This window comes from Bacteroides sp. AM07-18, assembly GCF_003602695.1.
Lineage (GTDB): Bacteria > Bacteroidota > Bacteroidia > Bacteroidales > Bacteroidaceae > Bacteroides > Bacteroides uniformis.
The window spans coordinates 140,032-159,615 of record NZ_QTLM01000001.1 but is presented as its reverse complement, the minus strand read 5'-3'; the positions used below and the strand labels follow the sequence as shown (position 1 = coordinate 159,615).

Below are 19,584 nucleotides of genomic sequence, written 5' to 3'. Positions count from 1 at the left end.
CAAGCTACTGAAACTGATAACCTTCCTCTCCAGCAAAAGCAGCAACTCCACTCTGAAGAGTATCGGCTCGCTGGCCAACAGCTACGACGGAATGATGCTCGGATTCTCATTACAGAAACTGTAACAACAACTTCCATACAACAAAAAAATCCCGCAAGCACCGAACAATGCTTGCGGGATTTTTTTATCTGAAAAGAGCGGAAAACGAGACTCGAACTCGCGACCCTAACCTTGGCAAGGTTATGCTCTACCAACTGAGCTATTTCCGCATGGGATGACTCTCCTTTTTTGAGGAGTAAAGTGCCCAGAACAGGACTCGAACCTGCATGCCTCTCGACACACGCACCTGAAACGTGCGCGTCTACCAATTCCGCCACCTGGGCATAAGTCATCTTCAATACATCTGAAAGAGCGGAAAACGAGACTCGAACTCGCGACCCTAACCTTGGCAAGGTTATGCTCTACCAACTGAGCTATTTCCGCAATGTATAAAAGCGTGAAGAGAAGGAGACTCGAACTCCCACGACATAATTGTCACTACCCCCTCAAAGTAGCGCGTCTACCAATTCCGCCACCTCTCCAACTTACTTTCAACAATTCAAAGAACCGACTGCTTTACCTTAGTGCCCAGAACAGGACTCGAACCTGCATGCCTCTCGACACACGCACCTGAAACGTGCGCGTCTACCAATTCCGCCACCTGGGCATAAGTCATCTTCAATACATCTGAAAGAGCGGAAAACGAGACTCGAACTCGCGACCCTAACCTTGGCAAGGTTATGCTCTACCAACTGAGCTATTTCCGCAATGTATAAAAGCGTGAAGAGAAGGAGACTCGAACTCCCACGACATAATTGTCACTACCCCCTCAAAGTAGCGCGTCTACCAATTCCGCCACCTCTCCAACTTACTTTCAACAATTCAAAGAACCGACTGCTTTACCTTGGTGCCCAGAACAGGACTCGAACCTGCATGCCTCTCGACACACGCACCTGAAACGTGCGCGTCTACCAATTCCGCCACCTGGGCATAGGTAATTGCAATCTAAACTGCGTTGAGCGGAAAACGAGACTCGAACTCGCGACCCTAACCTTGGCAAGGTTATGCTCTACCAACTGAGCTATTTCCGCGATTGCGGATGCAAAGGTAGATATTTTCCTTAAACCTGCAAACATTCCGCAGACTTTTTTCACACAGAAAAGTGTACATTTTCGCCAGGCATACAAGCAGACTTTTGATTATCAACTCATTCGCCCACGATAATCTTCATAAGAAAATTGCTTGAAAACTTCAGCTTTTCCTTCTTTTGTCCACATTGCAATGGCCGGATGGTGAATTCCATTGAACATATTCGTCTTTACAGTGGTGTAATGTATCATGTCCTCAAAGACGATTCTCTCCCCTATCTGCAGCTCATGGTCGAAACTCCACAGTCCCATATAGTCGCCGCTCAAGCAGGAGTTTCCTCCAAGGCGATAGACGTAAGGGCCCGCATCGCCCATCTCCGCTCCACGCACTGCAGGCTGATAGGGCATCTCCAGACAATCCGGCATGTGGCACGTAAAGCTAACGTTGAGAATGGCGGTACGAATGCCGCGGTTTTCCACGATGTCCACTATCTCCGAGCTCAGCACACCGGTCTGCCAAGTAAAAGCGGAACCGGGCTCAAGAATGATTTGAAGATGTGGATAGCGCCCCTTCAAGCCCTGCAACAGACGGACAAGATGCTCTACATCATAATCCTTACGCGTCATCAGATGCCCGCCTCCTAAATTCAACCACTTAATCTGTGAGAACCAGCGGGAGAATTTTCCTTCCAAGTGCTCCAATGTGTGTTCCAGCTCGTAGGAAGAAGACTCGCAGTGACAATGACAGTGAAAACCTTCAATACCCGCCGGAAGTTCTTCGGGAAGCTGGTCGGCCATTACACCGAAGCGGGTACCGGGTGCGCAGGGATTATAAAGCTCCGTTTCCACCTCAGAGTATTCAGGATTGATACGGATACCGCAGGAAATGCCGCTTCCCTCCGCCACCACTACAGGATAAAAGCGGTGGAACTGCGAAAGCGAATTGAAAGTAATATGGCTGCTGCACCGCATTATCTCCGGAAAATCGGCCTCGGTATAGGCAGGCGAGTACGTATGTGCCTTACTTCCGAACTCCTCCAATGCCAGACGGGCTTCGTAGACAGAACTTGCCGTAGAGTGGTCTATATACTCCCTGAAAATGGGAAAGGAACGCCACATGGCAAATGATTTGAAAGCGAGGATTATCTCCACACCTGCGCGGTCGGCCACACTTTTTATCAGTGCGAGGTTCTTTCTCAGCAATCCTTCTTCCATAATATAGCAGGGAGAAGGGAAAAGGGAAAAGTCTTTATTTGTCATTCTTCTATCTATATTTACTATTCTAAATTGTCCGTATGTATCGTTCTAACTGTCTTTTTTTAAGATACCACGGTCCTACACTTATACCATCATCCTCTTACAAATATCCCGTTTCTGTGTGAGACAAAAGATGCGACTATCCTATGACAGCACTTTGAAACGCGCGAAGCGCAGCAAAAGTTGTTTGTCTCCCGCATTCTTGAAGCGGATGGTGGCTTTCGCATTGTCTCCTTCGCCCTCCACTTTCAAAACTTCACCCAGGCCGAAACGTTCGTGCTCTATCAGTTGTCCCTGCTGTACACGGTTGGCAGACGCGCCGGCAGAAGGCGATGTACTTGCCGTATTTGCAGAAGGCGCCACCCGTTTCAGGTTACGTGGAACGGTCGGCGCAATAATCTGCTGCTTCGGCCGTACAGACACACGCTCTTTTCCTCCATACGGAGTATCTTCCTTATCAGGCGCAAAGCCTCTGGCGTTCTCCCTGCGGAAAACGGCAGCTTCCTCCTCTACCCTGCGGAACATTCCCGCATCCTGAGGCAGGCGCAGGAACCGTACGTCTATATCCTTCAGAAAACGGCTGGGACTGCCAAACTCCATCTTGCCGTACCGGAAACGCGTCTTTGCATACGATAGGAAACAGTGTTCTTCGGCACGTGTGATGGCTACATAGAACAGCCGCCGTTCTTCCTCCAATGCCCGGGGAGAGTCACCCACCATGCTGCTGGGAAAAAGATTCTCCTCCATCCCCACTACAAACACATTCTTGAACTCCAATCCCTTGGCCGAATGTACAGTCATCAAGGTTATCTTCTCATCGTCCCCATCCTTATCCGAATCCTGGTCGGTAAGAAGGGAAACTTCCGAAAGGAAGTCACCCAACAACACGTTCGGGTTTCCTTCCTCCTGCCGTTGGGCACAAAAATCACTCATACCGTTCACCAGCTCCTCTATATTCTCCTTACGGCTCAGATTCTCGGGAGAGTTGTCCTGACACACATCATTGATGATGCCCGATTGGCGAATAATGTCGGCACCGATCTCGTAGGCATTCTTCTCCGCAGCATCTGTGATAAAGGCAGATATAAGTTCGCGGAATGCCTGCAACTTTCCCACCGTACCTTTATTGAAGTTCAAGCCATACGCCAACGGCTCACAAAGCACGGTCCACAAACTTACATTGTGCCCGGTGGCGGCAGCAATGATTTTTCCCACTGTCGTATCTCCGATACCCCGTGCAGGATAATTGATAATACGTTTGAAAGCCTCTTCATCATTGGGATTCACTATCAGACGGAAGTAAGCAATAACATCTTTGATTTCCTTGCGTTGATAGAACGACAAGCCTCCGTAAATACGGTAAGGCATACTGCGTTTGCGCATGGCTTCCTCAAAAATACGGCTCTGCGCATTGGTACGGTAGAGTATCGCAAAATCAGAGTAGGCATAGCGCTTTTCACGCCGCAGTTCAGCTATCTTATTCACCACAATATCCCCTTCTTCCACATCACTGTATGCCTGGTACACACCGATGGCCTCTCCCTTCTCCTTTTCCGAGAACACTTCCTTGCGTATCTGCCACTGGTTCTTTTCTATCAGGCTGTTGGCCGCGCGGACAATGGTCTGGGTGGAACGGTAATTCTGCTCCAGCTTGAAGACCTTCGTATCGGGATATACTTTCGTAAAGTAGAGAATATTGTCAATATCAGCACCACGGAAGGAGTAGATACTCTGTGCATCATCCCCCACCACACAGACATGCTGATGGTTCTTGGCAAGTTGCAGCACAATGCTGTGCTGTGCAAAATTGGTATCCTGATACTCATCTACCAGAATGTAACGGAACTGGTCCTGATAACGCGCCAACACCTCGGGGTGGTCCCGGAACAGCAGGAATGTGTAGAACAGCAAATCGTCGAAGTCCATCGCATCTGCCTGCCGGCAACGCTCCCAATATCTCTGGTAGATGTCGCGAAGCGCCGGAACCTTGGCTGCACGGTCTCCTTCGTAAGCCTCCTTGTTGTTGGCATAGCCTGCCGGAGAAACCAGATGATTCTTGGCATTCGAGATACGCGCCTGCACCATCCCCGGCTTGTACACTTTCTCATCCAGCCCCATTTCCTTGATAATGGAACGTATCAAGCTTTTACTGTCTGCCGTATCGTAAATGGTAAACTGCGAAGTGAAGCCGATATACCCGGCCTCGACATGCAGAATGCGCAGGAACATGGAGTGAAAGGTTCCCATCCACAGATGGCGCGCCCTCTCCGGCCCCACCTGACGGGCTATACGCTCCTTCATTTCGCGCGCCGCCTTGTTGGTAAAGGTCAATGCCAGAATGTTCCAAGGCTGGTAGCCATTCTCCAGCAGATAAGCAATCTTGTAGGTCAGCACGCGCGTCTTTCCCGAACCGGCACCGGCTATCACCAGTGACGGACCGTCATTGTATAACACCGCGTTCCGTTGTCCTTCGTTCAGTTCCTCTATATAATCGGGCATATCCGTATAATCTTAAAATGATGATATTTTTTCTTCCTTTGTTTTTACGGAGGCAAAGATAAAAAAAGCTTCGGAGACGTACGAACATTTCTATAGGTTATAGTGTTTATATAGTAAAGTTCCAAAATTAAATAATTGAAACTTATGAATACAATATTAACGATTTTAATGATAACAGTTATGACTTACGAAATGCCAAAACTTCCCTACACCAACAATGCACTGGAACCTGTAATCAGTCAGCAAACCATAGATTACCACTACGGTAAACATCTGCAAACCTACGTGAACAACCTCAACAACCTCGTTCCGGGAACGGAATTTGAAGGCAAAGACCTGGTAACCATTGTTGCCACAGCACCGGACGGTGCCATCTTCAACAATGCAGGACAAGTGTTGAACCACACATTATACTTCTTACAGTTTGCTCCGAAGCCTGCCCACAGCGAGCCTACCGGCAAGCTGGCAGAAGCCATCAAACGCGACTTCGGCAGCTTTGAGAATTTCAAGAAGGAATTCAACGCGGCAGCTGTCGGCTTGTTCGGCTCCGGATGGGCTTGGTTGTCTGCCGACAAGAACGGCAAACTCCACATCACCAAAGAAGCCAACGGTAGCAATCCGGTACGCGCCGGTCTTGTTCCGCTACTCGGATTCGACGTGTGGGAACATGCCTACTATCTTGATTACCAGAACCGCCGTGCCGACCATGTGAACGAACTGTGGAGCATCATCGACTGGGATGTAGTAGGTAAAAGACTGAAATAAGCAACAAGGTCCCACTAAACATGTTAATGACGCATTCTTGAGCAACTAAGGTTCAAGAATGCGTTTTCTTGTTTAAAATAGCCATCTAACATATTTTAAAGAAATTCTTTGGCTTCTACCATAAGTATTCATTAACTTTGCTAAACTTAAAAGTTAAACAAAAGAAATGAAACTCATCGTAGTAACAGCACCCACATTTTTTGTGGAAGAAGACAAGATTATCACGGCACTATTCGAAGAGGGGCTGGATATTCTACATCTGAGGAAGCCGGAAACTCCCGCCATGTATTCAGAACGGCTTTTAACGCTGATACCCGAAAAATACCATAAGCGCATCATTACCCATGAGCACTTCTACCTGCAGGAAGAGTTCAGCCTGATGGGGATTCATCTAAACACCCGCAATCCCAAAGAGCCCCACGACTATTCGGGCCACATCAGTTGCACCTGCCATTCACTGGACGAAGTGCAGAACAAGAAGCATTTCTATGACTATCTGTTCCTAAGCCCGATATATAATTGCATCACAAAGTCCGGAGTCACGTCCGGCTTCACAGCCGAAGAGTTGCGGCAAGCAGGAAAAAGTAAGGTCATAGACAGTAGAGTCATGGCTTTGGGAGGCATTACTCCCGACAACATACTGGAGATTAAGGATTACGGATTCGGTGGTGCCGTTGTAATGGGTGACTTATGGAATAAATTCAATGCCTGCACCGACCGCGATTATCTGGAAGTAATCCGCCACTTCAAGAAGTTGAAGAAAATGGCTGATTGAGCCTTCTTGGACTGGCAAATCAAAATTTACCGTACTCTTTGTATTCAATACCGGCAGGCAACGTGAAATAGAAGGTGGAGCCTTCCCCTTTCTTAGACTCCACACCGATACCTCCCCCATAGTGCTCCACAATAGATTTGGTGATGGAAAGCCCCAACCCCGTACCTTTGATATTGTAGTTCATCTTCACAAACCGTTCAAAGATGGCATGTCTTCCCACTTCATCGATACCACAGCCTGTATCTGCCACATAAAAATAGAAGTTATGGTTGCTCAATCTCCTGCAACCGATTTTCACACTGCCCATCTCCGTAAACTTCAAGGCGTTCCTCACCAAGTTACCTATGACTTGGGCAAAACGCACGCGGTCTACCACCAAACGGCATTGAGGCAGCCGTTCTACAAACTCCACCTGAATGCCCGTGGGATGCGAGCGCATATTCTCCGTCGTACAGACTTCATCAATCAGCGCGTTTACATCCACTTCTCCATCGTTATATTCCAGAGTATTTGCCTCAATCTTCGAATAGTCCAGCAAGTCATTGACCAGTTGCAGCAGCGAGTCCTTGTTATCATTAATCTCCTTCAGAAAAGCCATACGGGTTTCTCTGTCCAGATCATCCATTTCGGCAAGCATAGTTGTAAAGCCTACAATGGCATTCAAAGGAGTACGAATTTCGTGAGTCATATTAGCGATGAAAGCATTCTTCAGCTGGTTGGATTCTTCGGCAACCTCATTGATGCGCTGCAACGTCTTCAACCTTTTGCTCTTGCTGATGGAAATGATTATCATGATGACCAAAAGCAGAATGACAATTATCCCAAAACTATATACCAATGCTTCATTATTCTGATAGAAGTCATTCGTCCAAACATCGTATGCTGCCGTAATTGTCAATATCATCGTTTTTTGCTTGCTTATTGGAAACTATAAAATTATGGGAAGCAAATATACTAAAGAAAATACAAATAAATTAATAGAAACTACAGTTTTTTCCAACAAAATAGGCCGCATGCCATTACCAAGTAAAGCATGCAGCCCATAAATGTCATTATTCAGTATTATTGAAATCAGCCTTCAATGGCAGCCTGCGCCGCAGCCAGACGTGCAATAGGCACACGGAACGGAGAACAGCTGACATAATTCAAGCCAACTTTGTGGCAGAACTTCACAGAAGAAGGCTCACCGCCATGTTCGCCGCAGATACCGCACTTCAAATCCGGACGGATAGCACGTCCCTTTTCAGTAGCCATGCGCACCAACTGTCCTACACCATTCTGGTCGAGTACCTGGAACGGGTCTACTTTCAGAATCTTCTTCTCCAGATAAATCGGGAGGAAGGAAGCGATATCGTCGCGTGAATAACCAAATGTCATCTGAGTCAAGTCGTTCGTACCGAATGAGAAGAACTCGGCAGAGGAAGCAATGCGGTCAGCAGTCAAGGCGGCACGCGGAATCTCAATCATTGTACCTACTTTGAAGTCGATGCTGTCACCCACTTCTTCAAACAACTGGGCAGCCTCAGCACGAATCACTTCTTCCTGCTGCTTGAACTCATACAAGATGCCGGTCAGAGGCACCATGATTTCAGGATGGGTTTCAACGCCTTCCTTCTTCAATTCTAAAGCAGCACCCAGGATAGCACGCGTCTGCATCTGCGTAATTTCAGGATATGTATTTCCCAAACGGCAACCACGATGACCCAACATCGGATTATGCTCACAAAGCGCCTCAACACGTTGCTGGATATACTGGAGGCTTACACCCATCGTATCTGCCATTTCCTGCTGTCCCTTCAGGTCATGGGGAACAAACTCATGCAAAGGAGGGTCGAGCAGACGTACAGTCACCGGACAACCAGCCATTGCCTTGAAGATACCCTTGAAGTCAGCTTGCTGGTAAGGTAGAATCTTAGCCAAAGCCTTGCGACGTCCTTCGGCGTTTTCTGCTAGAATCATCTCGCGCATGGCTTTAATCTTCTCGCCTTCGAAGAACATGTGCTCCGTACGGCAAAGGCCGATACCCACCGCACCAAAATTGCGTGCCACTTCTGCATCGTGAGGAGTATCCGCATTGGTACGAACCTGTAGCTTCGTATATTTGTCTGCCAAATCCATCAGTTCCGCAAAGTCACCGGACAGCTCAGCCGCTTTTGTTTCCACCTTGTCTTTATATACTTCGCCGGTGCTTCCGTTCAAGGAGATATAGTCACCTTCTTTCAACAGTACACCATCCACTTCCACTGTACGCGCCTTGTAGTCTATATTCAAGGCACCGGCACCGGATACACAGCACTTACCCATACCACGAGCAACCACTGCCGCATGAGAAGTCATACCGCCGCGAGCAGTCAGGATACCTTCGGCAACTGCCATACCTGCCAAATCTTCCGGAGAAGTCTCGATACGTACCATCACCACACGCTTGCCGGCAGCATGCCATTCGGCAGCATCATCAGCAAAGAATACGATTTGTCCCGTAGCGGCACCCGGAGAAGCGGGAAGACCACGGGTCAATACCTTGGCTTGCTTCAGAGCTGTCTTGTCAAATACCGGGTGGAGCAGTTCGTCCAACTTATTGGGCTCACAACGCATCAATGCAGTCTTTTCGTCAATCATACCTTGATGGAGCAAGTCCATGGCAATCTTCACCATAGCGGCTCCGGTACGCTTACCGTTACGGGTCTGGAGGAACCAGAGTTTACCCTCTTGTACTGTAAACTCCATATCCTGCATATCACGGTAGTGATTTTCGAGTTTTGTCTGCAAAGCATCCAGTTCCTTATAGATTTCCGGCATAGCCTCCTCCATGGAAGGATATTTGCTGACACGTTCTTCTTCGCTTACACCGGCTAATTCAGCCCAACGTTGAGAACCGATTTTTGTAATCTGTTGCGGAGTACGGATACCGGCAACCACGTCTTCACCTTGTGCATTAATCAAATACTCGCCATTGAAAAGGTCCTCACCGGTAGCAGCATCGCGGCTGAAGCAAACACCCGTAGCAGAGCTCTCGCCCATATTACCGAATACCATAGCCTGAACGCTTACGGCAGTACCCCATTCGTCAGGAATTCCCTCCATCTTACGATACAAAATAGCACGTTCGTTCATCCAAGAGTTGAATACGGCACAAACGGCACCCCACAACTGCTCGTAAGCACAAGTCGGGAAGTCTTTTCCTGTTTGTTCTTTTACGGCAGCCTTGAACTTCTTCACGAGTTCCTTAAGGTCTTCCACCTCAAGCTCGCTGTCCAGCTTCACGCCTTTAGCATGTTTCACATCTTCTATAATAGCCTCGAACGGGTCTACATCTTCCTTGTTCACCGGCTTCATACCCAGCACCACGTCGCCATACATCTGCACGAAACGACGGTAAGAGTCCCATGCAAAGCGTGCATTGCCCGTCTTGCGCGTCAGGCCTTCCACCACTTCGTCATTCAAGCCAAGATTCAGGATAGTGTCCATCATGCCCGGCATGGAAGCGCGCGCACCCGAACGTACGGAAACCAGCAACGGATTCTCCACATCACCGAATTTGGAACGCATCAGTGTTTCCACATGGGCAATGGCTTGTTCAACTTCATTCTTCAACAGAGCAACGACTTTATCCTGCCCCATTTCATAATATTCCGTACAAACTTCTGTCGTTATTGTAAAGCCCGGAGGAACCGGAACCCCTATAAGGTTCATTTCTGCAAGGTTGGCACCTTTCCCACCCAAAAGGTTTCTCATATCGGCCTTTCCTTCTGCCTGGCCGTTACCAAAGGTATAAACTCTTTTTTTGTCCATAATATAAATTTAAAGTTTTTGATAGTGATTTTCTCTTTTTTCTGTTCGCAAATCTAAGTATATTTCGCAGACTAGAAAACTTTTTCAGAAAAAACTTTATGCTAAAATGCAATTTCGACATTGCAATCTTTAATATTTCATTTCATAGAGAGAAATCCCGAAAAAATGTCTATTTTTGCCGGAGAATTTATTAGATTGGTGTAAAAGTGGCAAGAAAGAGAAAAGAACTTCCCCTACTGGAGAAGGTGACAATTACGGATGTGGCTGCCGAAGGAAAAGCCATCGCAAAAGTCAATGATTTGGTGATTTTCGTACCATATGTCGTCCCCGGCGATGTAGTTGACCTGCAAATTAAGAGAAAAAAGCATCATTATGCTGAAGCCGAGGCTGTGAAATTCCATGAATATTCGGTAGTACGGGCAGTTCCATTCTGCCAACATTATGGTGTATGCGGCGGTTGTAAATGGCAGGTTCTCCCCTATTCCGAGCAAATCAAGTATAAGCAAAAACAAGTAACGGACAACCTCACCCGCATCGGCAAAATCGAATTGCCGGAAATCTCTCCGATATTAGGTTCAGAAAAAACTCAGTTCTACCGGAATAAACTGGAGTACACTTTTTCCAACAAACGTTGGCTGACGACAGAAGAGGTTCAGCAGAATGTAGTGTACGAACAGATGAATGCCGTAGGCTTCCATATTCCCAATGCTTTCGATAAAGTGCTTGCCATAGAAAAGTGCTGGTTGCAGGACGATATATCCAACCGCATCCGCAATGCGGTACGCGACTATGCCTACCAGCACAACTATTCCTTCATCAACCTGCGTACGCATGAAGGAATGCTACGCAATATGATTGTGCGTACCTCTACCACCGGCGAACTGATGGTAATCCTCATCTGCAAGATAGAGAAAGAGGAGGAAATGGCTCTGTTCAAGCAAATGCTGCAATACATAGCAGATACATTCCCCGAAATCACTTCCCTGCTATACATTATTAATAATAAGTGCAACGATACCATCACCGACCTCGAGGTACACACCTTCAAGGGAAAAGACCACATCTTCGAGGAAATGGAGGGACTGCGCTTCAAGGTAGGTCCCAAATCTTTCTATCAGACCAACTCCGAACAAGCCTACAACCTCTACAAAGTAGCGCGCAACTTTGCCGGACTGACCGGTAACGAGCTTGTTTATGACCTTTATACCGGCACGGGTACCATTGCCAATTTCGTATCCAAGCACGCACGCCAGGTAATCGGCATAGAATATGTGCCCGAAGCCATTGAAGACGCCAAGGTCAATGCCGAGATTAACGGAATTAAAAATACATTGTTCTTTGCCGGAGATATGAAAGACATGCTGACACAAGACTTCATCAACCAATACGGCCGTCCCGATGTCATCATCACCGACCCTCCCCGTGCCGGAATGCACCAGGATGTAGTGGATGTCATTCTGTTTGCCGAACCCAAACGCATCGTATACGTCAGCTGTAATCCGGCTACGCAGGCGCGCGACCTGCAACTGCTCGATGCGAAATATAAAGTGAAGGCCGTTCAACCGGTAGACATGTTCCCGCACACCCACCATGTGGAAAACGTAGTATTATTGGAATTAAAAGATTGAAAGTCCAAGTAGTTTTCAATCGTAAATTGTAAATTGTCTAATCGTAAATTAAAACCAGTCGTGGCAAAAGAAAAAATTACAGCAAGAGCCCGCACACAATATACGGACTACATGGTGAAGGAACCGATGGAGCTCATGGAGTTTCTGGCAGCTAAAATGCCGGACGCCAGCCGCACCAAGCTGAAATCATTGCTAAGCAAACGCATTATATATGTGGACAGCGTTATCACTACACAATACAATTTTCCCCTGAAACCGGGTATGAAAGTACAAATCAGCCGTGAGAAGGGACGTAAAGAGTTCAACCATAAACTGATGAAGATTGTATACGAGGATGCCTATATCATCGTGATAGAGAAGATGCAGGGTTTGCTGTCCGTCAACACTGACCGGCAAAAGGAACGTACCGCCTATACCATCTTGAATGAATACGTGCAACGCTCGGGCAAGCAGCACCGTGTACACATCGTGCACCGCCTGGACCGTGACACCTCCGGCTTGATGATGTTTGCCAAAGACGAGAAGACCCAACGTACACTACGCGATAACTGGCATGACATTGTAACAGACCGGCGATACGTAGCCGTAGTGGTCGGCGAGATGGAAAAAGATGCAGGAACCGTGGTTTCTTGGTTGACAGACCGTAAGCTGTATGTATACTCCAGCCCGACAGATGACGGGGGACAAGAATCCATTACGCATTACCGTACCATCAAACGAGCCAATGGATACTCTCTCGTTGAACTGAACCTGGAAACGGGACGAAAAAACCAGATACGTGTACACATGCAGGATTTGGGGCATCCCATTATCGGCGACGGACGCTATGGACTGGAAGACGTAAATCCTATCGGACGCTTGGCCCTGCATGCTTTCAAACTCTGTTTCTATCATCCCGTCACGGGAGAGCTGATGCGGTTTGAAACACCTTATCCGGGAGAGTTCAAGAAATTGGTTTTGAAGAATAAGTAAAAAGCTGACATACAATAAAAAACGGAGCAATTGATTTGCTCCGTTTTTTATTGATAAGCATGTCGTCATTGCCGACGCATACGAAAAGGCTGTCCGTGAATATTATCTTGATATTCCCTCCAGCTATTATACCAAGTACCACTGAAAGAATAAGAATCAGCCATGGCTCCTTCAATGTAAGCCATGCTGCCATCATCATAGAATTCCAATTCCATCAGATTGTAAGCCCCACTAACCCAATTCCATCTGAAAAGCAAATAATTCGGGTCGCCATATGAACCAATAGTACCTTGGTTGCGCGCGTTAAAGGTCATAATCGTCCCCCTACCCCAAGTATATGCCCCGAAATCTATTTCTTCAGATGTATACCATTCACCGGGCAGATTATATTCCGTTTCTTCCTCACTATCACATGATGTCAATCCTAATACAAGGACAAACAACAATAACATTTTTGTGTATTTCAACATATTATTCATAAGCCATACTTTATTTATAATTAGCATCTACCATCATAACAACCACTCCATCCAGTTTACCGGATAAATAATGTTCGCGCACCCATACATTATCAAAGTACTTGATTTCACCGGCACCATAATTCAGAGTCAACCCCTCCATAGACTTATCCATCCATTTCCAAGTAAAAGTACGTGAAGTCGTTTCATAGGGACGGGACTCGCCTCCGCGATAATACTCCCAGATTTCCTGTCCAGAATTATCAGCCTTGGCAAACTTCAGCTGATGACTGCATAACACTTCAACTCCATCTTTGTTTTCCGTCTGATATTCTTCTATCCACGTCTTCCCACACAATTTGTCGTCGCTATTCTGCATGGTATAATATACATCATCCCCACAAGACGCCAGCCCAATCGTAAATACACACAACAGCAATATCTTCACATAATTCAAAGTCTTCATAAGTTATCGAGTTTAGTTAATACTTGCGGACAAACATACACAAAAAAAATGAAACACTTAATACTTCGCCTGAAATTTCTTGTAGAAGACAAGGAATAAAATAAATCCCATCAGTGCAAACGGTACGCCTGCCAATGCGGGATAACGGTATCCTCCACTCAAGGCAAGACCTCCGATATAGGCTCCGATAGCATTCCCCAAATTGAAGGCCATCTGCACACAAGCGCCTCCCAACATTTCTCCTCCAGGGGCCACACGAATCATCAACACCTGCTCCGGACTGGAGACGGCAAACAAACCTGCCGTACAAAGCGTCATCAATATTGCCGAACACCACGGATGGGGAGAGAGTAAAAATATCAATAATAAAATAACACATATCATCCCTTGCACCACCGTACCGACCTTCCCCGGAGTGTACCGGTCGGACATGCGCCCACTGACCAGATTGCCGACAACCATTCCGAATCCTGCCAGTACCATCAGTGCCGTAATGCTGTCCGCACTAAAACCGGAAACCTCAGTCAGCAACGGAGTGATATAGCTATACCAGCAGAATACACCACCGTTGCCCAAAGCTGTAGCTCCCAATATGAGCCACGGCGCCGGCTTTTTCAAAAAACGGAACTGTCCTTTAAATCCCGTGTCTTTCAGACCTTCGACCTGCGGTACCCAACGCCAAATGTAGTACAATGTTATCAATCCCCAGGCACCTACCAGCAGAAACGTGGCACGCCAAGACAGCGTATGGCTCAACGAAGTACCCAACGGCACCCCAAACAGATTGGCCACAGTCATTCCCGCTATCATAATTGAAACCGCCTCCGAGCTTTTCCCCTTATCAGCCAATTTTCCCGCAACAATGGAAGCCACCCCAAAATAAGCGCCATGAGGAAGTCCGGAAACAAAACGTCCCAACAGCAAGACCCAATAATTGGGTGCCATAGACGCACAAATATTACCCACAATCATTAATGCCATCAAGACCAGCAGAATCTGCTTCAACGGGCGTTTACGGGCCAGGAGCAGCATGGGCGCACCAAAACAAACACCCAACGCATACGCAGAAATGAAATGACCGGCCACGGGAATGCTGATTCCCAAATCAGTAGCCACATAGGGCAAAATACCCATCATCGTAAATTCGGCAATCCCTAGCCCCAATGTGCCGAACGCCAATGCAATAAGACTCTTCTTCATACCTTAAAAAACAACCTATATTTTTTACCGGGCGCAAAGATAATGACATTGCATTCTCCAAATAAAAAGGATACCGAATTATTTTCAGTATCCTTCTTCATTTTTTATCTTATATCAATTGTATACCCACCTTTAAAGACTCCTCCCGGCGCCAAGTGCTGCATCCAGTCCTTATCCTTATATTCGCCCTTATAATGGGCACGGTCACAACGCCCGTACCACGGCTCGATGCAGACAAACGGAGCATTCTTGGCCGGAGGCGACCACAACCCCACCACCGGAGTGTCGAAATACAGACTGAGATAGGGCTTCTTCTCCTTATTATATAATGTAACTTCTTTCACTTGACTGTTTTCCAGAATCAGGGCATCTTTATCAAAGGAGTGGATGTCCAAAGGCAGCAGGCCATCTGTCAACTCAAGCAAATATTCCTTATCCGGAGCGGCACATCCTTTCTCGGAGATAAGGATATAGTGCAAACCTTCCGTCTTATCAAAGCCGAAATATCCACGGTCCGTTGTCTCCGCATCATAGTCCGGGTAATAGAAAGCCAGATGGGCCCCTATCTGGAAGTGCATTTCGCGTGTTCCGGTATTGATGACTTTCCAAAGCACCTCAATCTTCTTTCCCTCTATCCGATAGCCTATCTCAAGGCAAAACGGGAAAGGATATTTCTTGCGTGTTTCCTCACTGTCAACCAGTCGATAACGCACTTCATCTTCCAGTTCAAGCATCAATTCAAAATCCATATCGCGGGCAAAACCGTGTTGCGTCAATGCATAGGAAACGCCTTCGTGGCGGTATTCATTCTCCCAAACGCTGCCTACAATGGGAAAAAGCACCGGAGAATGCCGTTTCCAGAAAGCGGGGTCTGCCTGCCAAAGATATTCTTTTCCATCATGCAAGATACTGCATAACTCGGCCCCATGTGGGGAGACTTTAATTGTCAGTTCTGAATTAGAAAGTGTTTTCATATCATATATCATTTTGTTATTTTCTCATATAGTGTGGCATCTCTCCGGGTATTTCCATCGAAATCTCCACCAGGCCACCGACTACTCCGTCCTGTTTCCATGCCGTCTGATAAATCATTTTCTTGACACCGTTCTTCTCAATGGTGTAGGCATTCACTTCCCCCGTCTCCAGCAGTTCGCGTATCTTGGCCTGCGATTGCGGGTTGTGGCAATCAAAGAGATTCTTGCCTATCAGGTCACCGTGTTTGGCAAACGTACGGCATGCTTTCTCGTTCATATATAGGATGATTCCCTTTGTGTCGCATACAGTTACGGCACAGTTCATTTCATTGGCCCATTCGTACATAATTCTTTATTTTTAATTGGCTATTTTCTATGCACTTGAAATACATTTACAGAAAACTCTTCAAAGTCAAATGTCCTTTTCTCTATCGAATTATTATTGCATTAATCCTCCTTCTATGAAGAAAACGACTTCATTCAATCGTTCTTTATTCGATTCTTCATCTTTGAAAATAGCTGGAGTGAAGATTATCCTATCTTGAATCAGATTATCTACCAAATCCCACATGATTTCATGGTACAGCATCACCATTGCCACTTTTTCATTGTCAATACCATATTGGCTTGCTAAGGAGCCACAATTATTCTTTAGTTCCGCACTGATAGAGTTTACCAATTTTTCAGTTATTTGATGAAAGCGGTCTTGCCGTTTCTTTATAATAGGAAATAATACATCTCCATTATCATCTACCAGCCCATAAGGTTTTAACTGAGAAACGAGTTTGGCATCTGTTACTTTTCCGAATTGTGCTATTTCATCAGCACAATGGTCCATAATGTCGTTGTCAGGAGCAATGCCGCTATTGATGTAAGTCAAAATCAAATTCTGTTCTCCGAAACCATTCGTACCGCATGCAAAGCCATTTCTTGATTCGTATAATACCCAGTAACAGCCACTCCAGCTTGTATAATTGTCAACATCCTCAAACAAGACTAACTTTGTCCACATTTTTCCATCCAGAAGGTATGAAAAAACAAGTGAGAGTACATTGTTCTTGAATCCCATTTCACTGATAGTTTGTGCCAATGATATAAAGTCTGCCTTTGTTTTGACATACATGGATTCAGCAATCTCCTTACTTAAGCTTCTTAGAGAATTGGTCTGTTCTTTGTCAAGAATGGGTATAGTAGCTTCCCATTTTCCTTTTGTTTTACTGACAAGTCCACCTACTTCCAATAACAATAATTGGCTATCAGAGCATTTAATACCCATTTCACGAAGTTCGGCTTGAGTACGTGGAGTCCGTAAATTGTATAGTATTTCCCAATTATTATCTGGCGTTACATAGTCTTCGGGCTGATGTCCGTTCACTGCAACAAACTGGGTTGCTTCCCATTCGCTATAAGGTCTTATCGATATTTGTGCTTTAATCATTGTGGTAACGGACAATAAGGCAAACAACAATAATAAGTCCGGATAATGTTTCATATATCGCTTAATTTTAGTTTTGTTCATCATTCATGCACTTCTCTTATGTAACAAAGATAACGTTTTTTTCAATTCCTCTCTCAAACCTATAACAAAAAACTTCCCGACTACCAATAAAAAACTTCCTAACTACTAATAGTAAAGTTTGCAAGTATAGAGATAAAGAATTACCTTCGCCCTTGGTTTGTCTATCCCAAGCCTTGGGATAGAAATCCCCAACCTTGGCATACACATCCGCAACCTTGGGACAAACTCTGTAAGCCCCAATAAACAAACGAACCTCATAACAACGCTACCATCATGGCAGAATACAACATGCAGGAACTGAACCTGCCGGGAGAAGACGGCAAACGCATTCTCTACCCACGAATGAAACTATACGGGCAGGTGGACTTGGAAACCATCACCGAAAAGATAGCATACGCCTCATCCTTCACACGAGGAGACATCATCGGACTGGTGCAAGCCATCACCGACGAAATAGCCTACCAAATGGGGCAAGGTTACTCCGTGAAGATTGACAACTTAGGAGTATTCACCCCTGCCCTCGGTCTGCGGCAAGACCGTGAACGGGAGACGGGCGAAGAAGGAGACACCAAGCGAAACGCCGTCAGCATCTGCCTGAAGGACATACATTTCAAGGTGGACAAAGAACTACTGTACCGTACCGCTCGCCATTGCCACCTGAAACGTTCCACCGACAAATTCCAACGCTCCTCACAAGTGTTTTCTCCGCAGGAACGGCTGGAACGGGCAAAAAAATACCTGGAAAAGAACAGCTTCATGACCCAAGCCGACTATTGCCAACTGACCGGCTTATTGAAGTCCGCCGCCTCCCGCGAGTTGCGCGAATGGATAGCCAATCCCGAATCGGGCATCGACTACAAAGGACGAGGAACACACAAGATTTATATTCTAAGGAAACCATAACCCACATCCATTGAAGTAACAAAAACAATGAAAATACTACATACCAGCGACTGGCACCTGGGACACACCCTCTACAACTACGACCGCACCGCCGAGCAGCAATCCTTCCTACGGCAACTCACCCGCATAGTAACCGAAGAGCAGCCCGACGCCATGGTGGTAAGCGGAGATATCTACCACTACTCCTCTCCCGCTGCCGCCACGCAGAAGATGTACACCGACGCCATGCTGAACATTCACCAAGCCTGCCCCGGAATGGCCATCGTAGTCACCGCCGGAAACCACGACAGCAGCTCCAAATTGGAGATAGACAGCAGCCTCTGGCAGCACTTCGGCTTGAACGTTGTGGGAAACATCGAACGTACAGCCGAGGAAGTGAATCTGGACAAGCACATCATCGAGATAAACAATGAAAAAAAGACAATAGGCTACGTCATTGCCGTGCCCCACGTCTATCCGCAAAACTTCCCCCTGCTGGACACTGAAACACCGCGCGACCAACGACAGGCACGCTTCTTCCAGGCACTGCTGGACGAAGTGAAGAAACGGAATACGGCACAGCTTCCCGTCGTCCTCATGGCCCATCTCTCCATTGAAGGCAGCGACCGTAGCGGGCACGATGAGAGTATTGGCGGAATAGAGTATGTTCCCCTCAGCGCTATGGGAGAAGGATACGACTACCTGGCACTCGGACACATCCATTGCCCTCAGGACATCAAAGGCAGTCATCACCACGCACGCTATTGCGGCACTCCCCTCCCCGTCAGCTTCGACGAAACCTATCCGCACTCCGTCTCCATCATCGAGTTGGAGAAAGGGGCAGAACCACAAATCAGTACAAGGGAAATTGAAAATCCGATTCCGCTCGTCACACTTCCACATGACCCGACGCCTTTCGAAGACGCCTTGAAACTGCTGGAAGAATATCCGGAAGAGAAACCTGCATACCTCCGTCTGAATGTGCTGACAAAAGGTTACCTGCCCCCCGACTGCAACGAAAAAGCCTCGAACGCCGCCAAAGGCAAGGCATGCAAATATTGCTACATCAAGACTACCCGAGAGCGGCAGGCCGACACTGACGAGAGCAAGCATATCTCCATCCAAGAGATGCAGGAAATGTCTCCCCTGGAAATAGCCAGACTCTACTACCGCGAAACCGAAGGAGAAGACATGGATGTGGAGCTTTGCCAGTTGATGGAGACTGTCGTGCAGAAAGTAAAAAGTAAGAACAACCCATAATCATCCGTCT

General features: G+C 46.8%; 17 protein-coding genes and 9 tRNA genes. 7 read left to right on the top strand and 19 right to left on the bottom strand.

Features of this window, described 5'->3' with window-relative positions; all coding sequences use genetic code 11:
* Nucleotides 1-124, top strand: a 124-nt coding sequence (locus tag DW096_RS00725; protein WP_120151108.1) for a lipocalin-like domain-containing protein, incomplete at its 5' end; no start/stop codon positions are given.
* Between the two features lie 72 nt (nt 125-196).
* Here the strand turns inward: DW096_RS00725 and DW096_RS00720 are convergent.
* The 11 genes from DW096_RS00720 to DW096_RS00665 all read right to left on the bottom strand — a co-directional run bounded on the left by DW096_RS00720 (nt 197) and on the right by DW096_RS00665 (nt 4,883).
* A tRNA-Gly gene (locus tag DW096_RS00720) sits at nt 197-269 on the bottom strand.
* Between the two features lie 32 nt (nt 270-301).
* Nucleotides 302-383: transfer RNA gene (locus tag DW096_RS00715), tRNA-Leu, on the bottom strand.
* Nucleotides 384-410: 27 nt separating this feature from the next.
* Nucleotides 411-483 (bottom strand) — tRNA-Gly (locus DW096_RS00710).
* Nucleotides 484-497: 14 nt separating this feature from the next.
* Nucleotides 498-581: transfer RNA gene (locus tag DW096_RS00705), tRNA-Leu, on the bottom strand.
* A gap of 43 nt (nt 582-624) precedes the next feature.
* Nucleotides 625-706, bottom strand: a tRNA-Leu gene (locus DW096_RS00700).
* 27 nt (nt 707-733) lie between these two features.
* Nucleotides 734-806: transfer RNA gene (locus tag DW096_RS00695), tRNA-Gly, on the bottom strand.
* 14 nt (nt 807-820) lie between these two features.
* A tRNA-Leu gene (locus tag DW096_RS00690) sits at nt 821-904 on the bottom strand.
* A gap of 40 nt (nt 905-944) precedes the next feature.
* Nucleotides 945-1,029 (bottom strand) — tRNA-Leu (locus DW096_RS00685).
* Between the two features lie 28 nt (nt 1,030-1,057).
* Nucleotides 1,058-1,130, bottom strand: a tRNA-Gly gene (locus DW096_RS00680).
* A gap of 111 nt (nt 1,131-1,241) precedes the next feature.
* A complete protein-coding gene (gene nspC / locus DW096_RS00670; protein WP_035448315.1) occupies nt 1,242-2,387 on the bottom strand; it encodes a carboxynorspermidine decarboxylase in 1,146 nt (381 codons plus the stop codon).
* A gap of 141 nt (nt 2,388-2,528) precedes the next feature.
* Nucleotides 2,529-4,883 carry an ATP-dependent helicase gene (locus DW096_RS00665; protein WP_120028632.1) on the bottom strand — a complete coding sequence of 785 codons (2,355 nt, stop codon included), beginning with the start codon at nt 4,881-4,883 and terminating at the stop codon, nt 2,529-2,531.
* Between the two features lie 144 nt (nt 4,884-5,027).
* On the opposite strand from DW096_RS00665, the gene DW096_RS00660 reads away from it, so the two are divergent.
* Nucleotides 5,028-5,648 carry a superoxide dismutase gene (locus DW096_RS00660; protein ID WP_005828364.1) on the top strand — a complete coding sequence of 207 codons (621 nt, stop codon included), beginning with the start codon at nt 5,028-5,030 and terminating at the stop codon, nt 5,646-5,648.
* A 166-nt stretch (nt 5,649-5,814) separates the two neighbouring features.
* Nucleotides 5,815-6,423, top strand: coding sequence for a thiamine phosphate synthase (locus DW096_RS00655; RefSeq protein ID WP_005836515.1), 609 nt, complete (start codon nt 5,815-5,817; stop codon nt 6,421-6,423).
* 19 nt (nt 6,424-6,442) lie between these two features.
* Here DW096_RS00655 and DW096_RS00650 read toward each other — a convergent pair whose 3' ends face one another.
* Together DW096_RS00650 and ppdK are read right to left on the bottom strand one after the other, a co-directional pair.
* Entirely contained in the window at nt 6,443-7,327 is an 885-nt protein-coding gene (locus DW096_RS00650) for a sensor histidine kinase KdpD (RefSeq protein ID WP_005836513.1), read from the bottom strand.
* 167 nt (nt 7,328-7,494) lie between these two features.
* A complete protein-coding gene (ppdK, locus tag DW096_RS00645) occupies nt 7,495-10,215 on the bottom strand; it encodes a pyruvate, phosphate dikinase (RefSeq protein WP_118936599.1) in 2,721 nt (906 codons plus the stop codon).
* 206 nt (nt 10,216-10,421) lie between these two features.
* On the opposite strand from ppdK, the gene rlmD reads away from it, so the two are divergent.
* Together rlmD and DW096_RS00635 are read left to right on the top strand one after the other, a co-directional pair.
* A complete protein-coding gene (gene rlmD / locus DW096_RS00640) occupies nt 10,422-11,843 on the top strand; it encodes a 23S rRNA (uracil(1939)-C(5))-methyltransferase RlmD (protein WP_005836473.1) in 1,422 nt (473 codons plus the stop codon).
* 60 nt (nt 11,844-11,903) lie between these two features.
* Nucleotides 11,904-12,815 carry an RluA family pseudouridine synthase gene (locus DW096_RS00635; RefSeq protein ID WP_008663283.1) on the top strand — a complete coding sequence of 304 codons (912 nt, stop codon included), beginning with the start codon at nt 11,904-11,906 and terminating at the stop codon, nt 12,813-12,815.
* Nucleotides 12,816-12,880: 65 nt separating this feature from the next.
* Here the strand turns inward: DW096_RS00635 and DW096_RS00630 are convergent, their stop codons facing one another.
* From DW096_RS00630 to DW096_RS00605, 6 genes are all read right to left on the bottom strand, one after another.
* Complete coding sequence (locus DW096_RS00630) at nt 12,881-13,294, bottom strand: hypothetical protein (protein WP_005836471.1); 414 nt, start codon at nt 13,292-13,294, stop codon at nt 12,881-12,883.
* Between the two features lie 10 nt (nt 13,295-13,304).
* Nucleotides 13,305-13,739 carry a hypothetical protein gene (locus DW096_RS00625; protein ID WP_005828348.1) on the bottom strand — a complete coding sequence of 145 codons (435 nt, stop codon included), beginning with the start codon at nt 13,737-13,739 and terminating at the stop codon, nt 13,305-13,307.
* Between the two features lie 57 nt (nt 13,740-13,796).
* On the bottom strand, nt 13,797-14,939 hold the full coding sequence (gene araJ, locus DW096_RS00620; protein WP_118936601.1) for an MFS transporter AraJ: 1,143 nt from the start codon (nt 14,937-14,939) through the stop codon (nt 13,797-13,799).
* A 104-nt stretch (nt 14,940-15,043) separates the two neighbouring features.
* Nucleotides 15,044-15,913, bottom strand: a complete 870-nt coding sequence (locus DW096_RS00615; protein WP_118930857.1) for an aldose 1-epimerase family protein — start codon at nt 15,911-15,913, stop codon at nt 15,044-15,046.
* Between the two features lie 16 nt (nt 15,914-15,929).
* A complete protein-coding gene (locus tag DW096_RS00610; RefSeq protein ID WP_022401044.1) occupies nt 15,930-16,259 on the bottom strand; it encodes a PAS domain-containing protein in 330 nt (109 codons plus the stop codon).
* A gap of 93 nt (nt 16,260-16,352) precedes the next feature.
* Nucleotides 16,353-17,435, bottom strand: coding sequence for a hypothetical protein (locus DW096_RS00605; RefSeq protein WP_057256015.1), 1,083 nt, complete (start codon nt 17,433-17,435; stop codon nt 16,353-16,355).
* A gap of 270 nt (nt 17,436-17,705) precedes the next feature.
* Between DW096_RS00605 and DW096_RS00595 the strand changes: the two genes are divergently transcribed.
* Together DW096_RS00595 and DW096_RS00590 are read left to right on the top strand one after the other, a co-directional pair.
* On the top strand, nt 17,706-18,335 hold the full coding sequence (locus tag DW096_RS00595; protein ID WP_005836463.1) for an HU family DNA-binding protein: 630 nt from the start codon (nt 17,706-17,708) through the stop codon (nt 18,333-18,335).
* Nucleotides 18,336-18,362: 27 nt separating this feature from the next.
* Nucleotides 18,363-19,574 (top strand): exonuclease SbcCD subunit D C-terminal domain-containing protein, encoded by a 1,212-nt coding sequence (locus DW096_RS00590; protein WP_118930829.1) that lies wholly within the window; start codon nt 18,363-18,365, stop codon nt 19,572-19,574.
* Nucleotides 19,575-19,584 lie beyond the last annotated feature (10 nt).

Coding starts and splice junctions, on each gene's coding strand:
- nspC (WP_035448315.1), bottom strand. CDS start 2,387: ATGACAAATAAAGACTTTTCCCTTTTCCCTTCTCCCTGCTATATTATG.
- DW096_RS00665 (WP_120028632.1), bottom strand. CDS start 4,883: ATGCCCGATTATATAGAGGAACTGAACGAAGGACAACGGAACGCGGTG.
- DW096_RS00660 (WP_005828364.1), top strand. CDS start 5,028: ATGAATACAATATTAACGATTTTAATGATAACAGTTATGACTTACGAA.
- DW096_RS00655 (WP_005836515.1), top strand. CDS start 5,815: ATGAAACTCATCGTAGTAACAGCACCCACATTTTTTGTGGAAGAAGAC.
- DW096_RS00650 (WP_005836513.1), bottom strand. CDS start 7,327: ATGATATTGACAATTACGGCAGCATACGATGTTTGGACGAATGACTTC.
- ppdK (WP_118936599.1), bottom strand. CDS start 10,215: ATGGACAAAAAAAGAGTTTATACCTTTGGTAACGGCCAGGCAGAAGGA.
- DW096_RS00630 (WP_005836471.1), bottom strand. CDS start 13,294: ATGAATAATATGTTGAAATACACAAAAATGTTATTGTTGTTTGTCCTT.
- DW096_RS00625 (WP_005828348.1), bottom strand. CDS start 13,739: ATGAAGACTTTGAATTATGTGAAGATATTGCTGTTGTGTGTATTTACG.
- araJ (WP_118936601.1), bottom strand. CDS start 14,939: ATGAAGAAGAGTCTTATTGCATTGGCGTTCGGCACATTGGGGCTAGGG.
- DW096_RS00615 (WP_118930857.1), bottom strand. CDS start 15,913: ATGAAAACACTTTCTAATTCAGAACTGACAATTAAAGTCTCCCCACAT.
- DW096_RS00610 (WP_022401044.1), bottom strand. CDS start 16,259: ATGTACGAATGGGCCAATGAAATGAACTGTGCCGTAACTGTATGCGAC.
- DW096_RS00605 (WP_057256015.1), bottom strand. CDS start 17,435: ATGATGAACAAAACTAAAATTAAGCGATATATGAAACATTATCCGGAC.
- DW096_RS00595 (WP_005836463.1), top strand. CDS start 17,706: ATGGCAGAATACAACATGCAGGAACTGAACCTGCCGGGAGAAGACGGC.
- DW096_RS00590 (WP_118930829.1), top strand. CDS start 18,363: ATGAAAATACTACATACCAGCGACTGGCACCTGGGACACACCCTCTAC.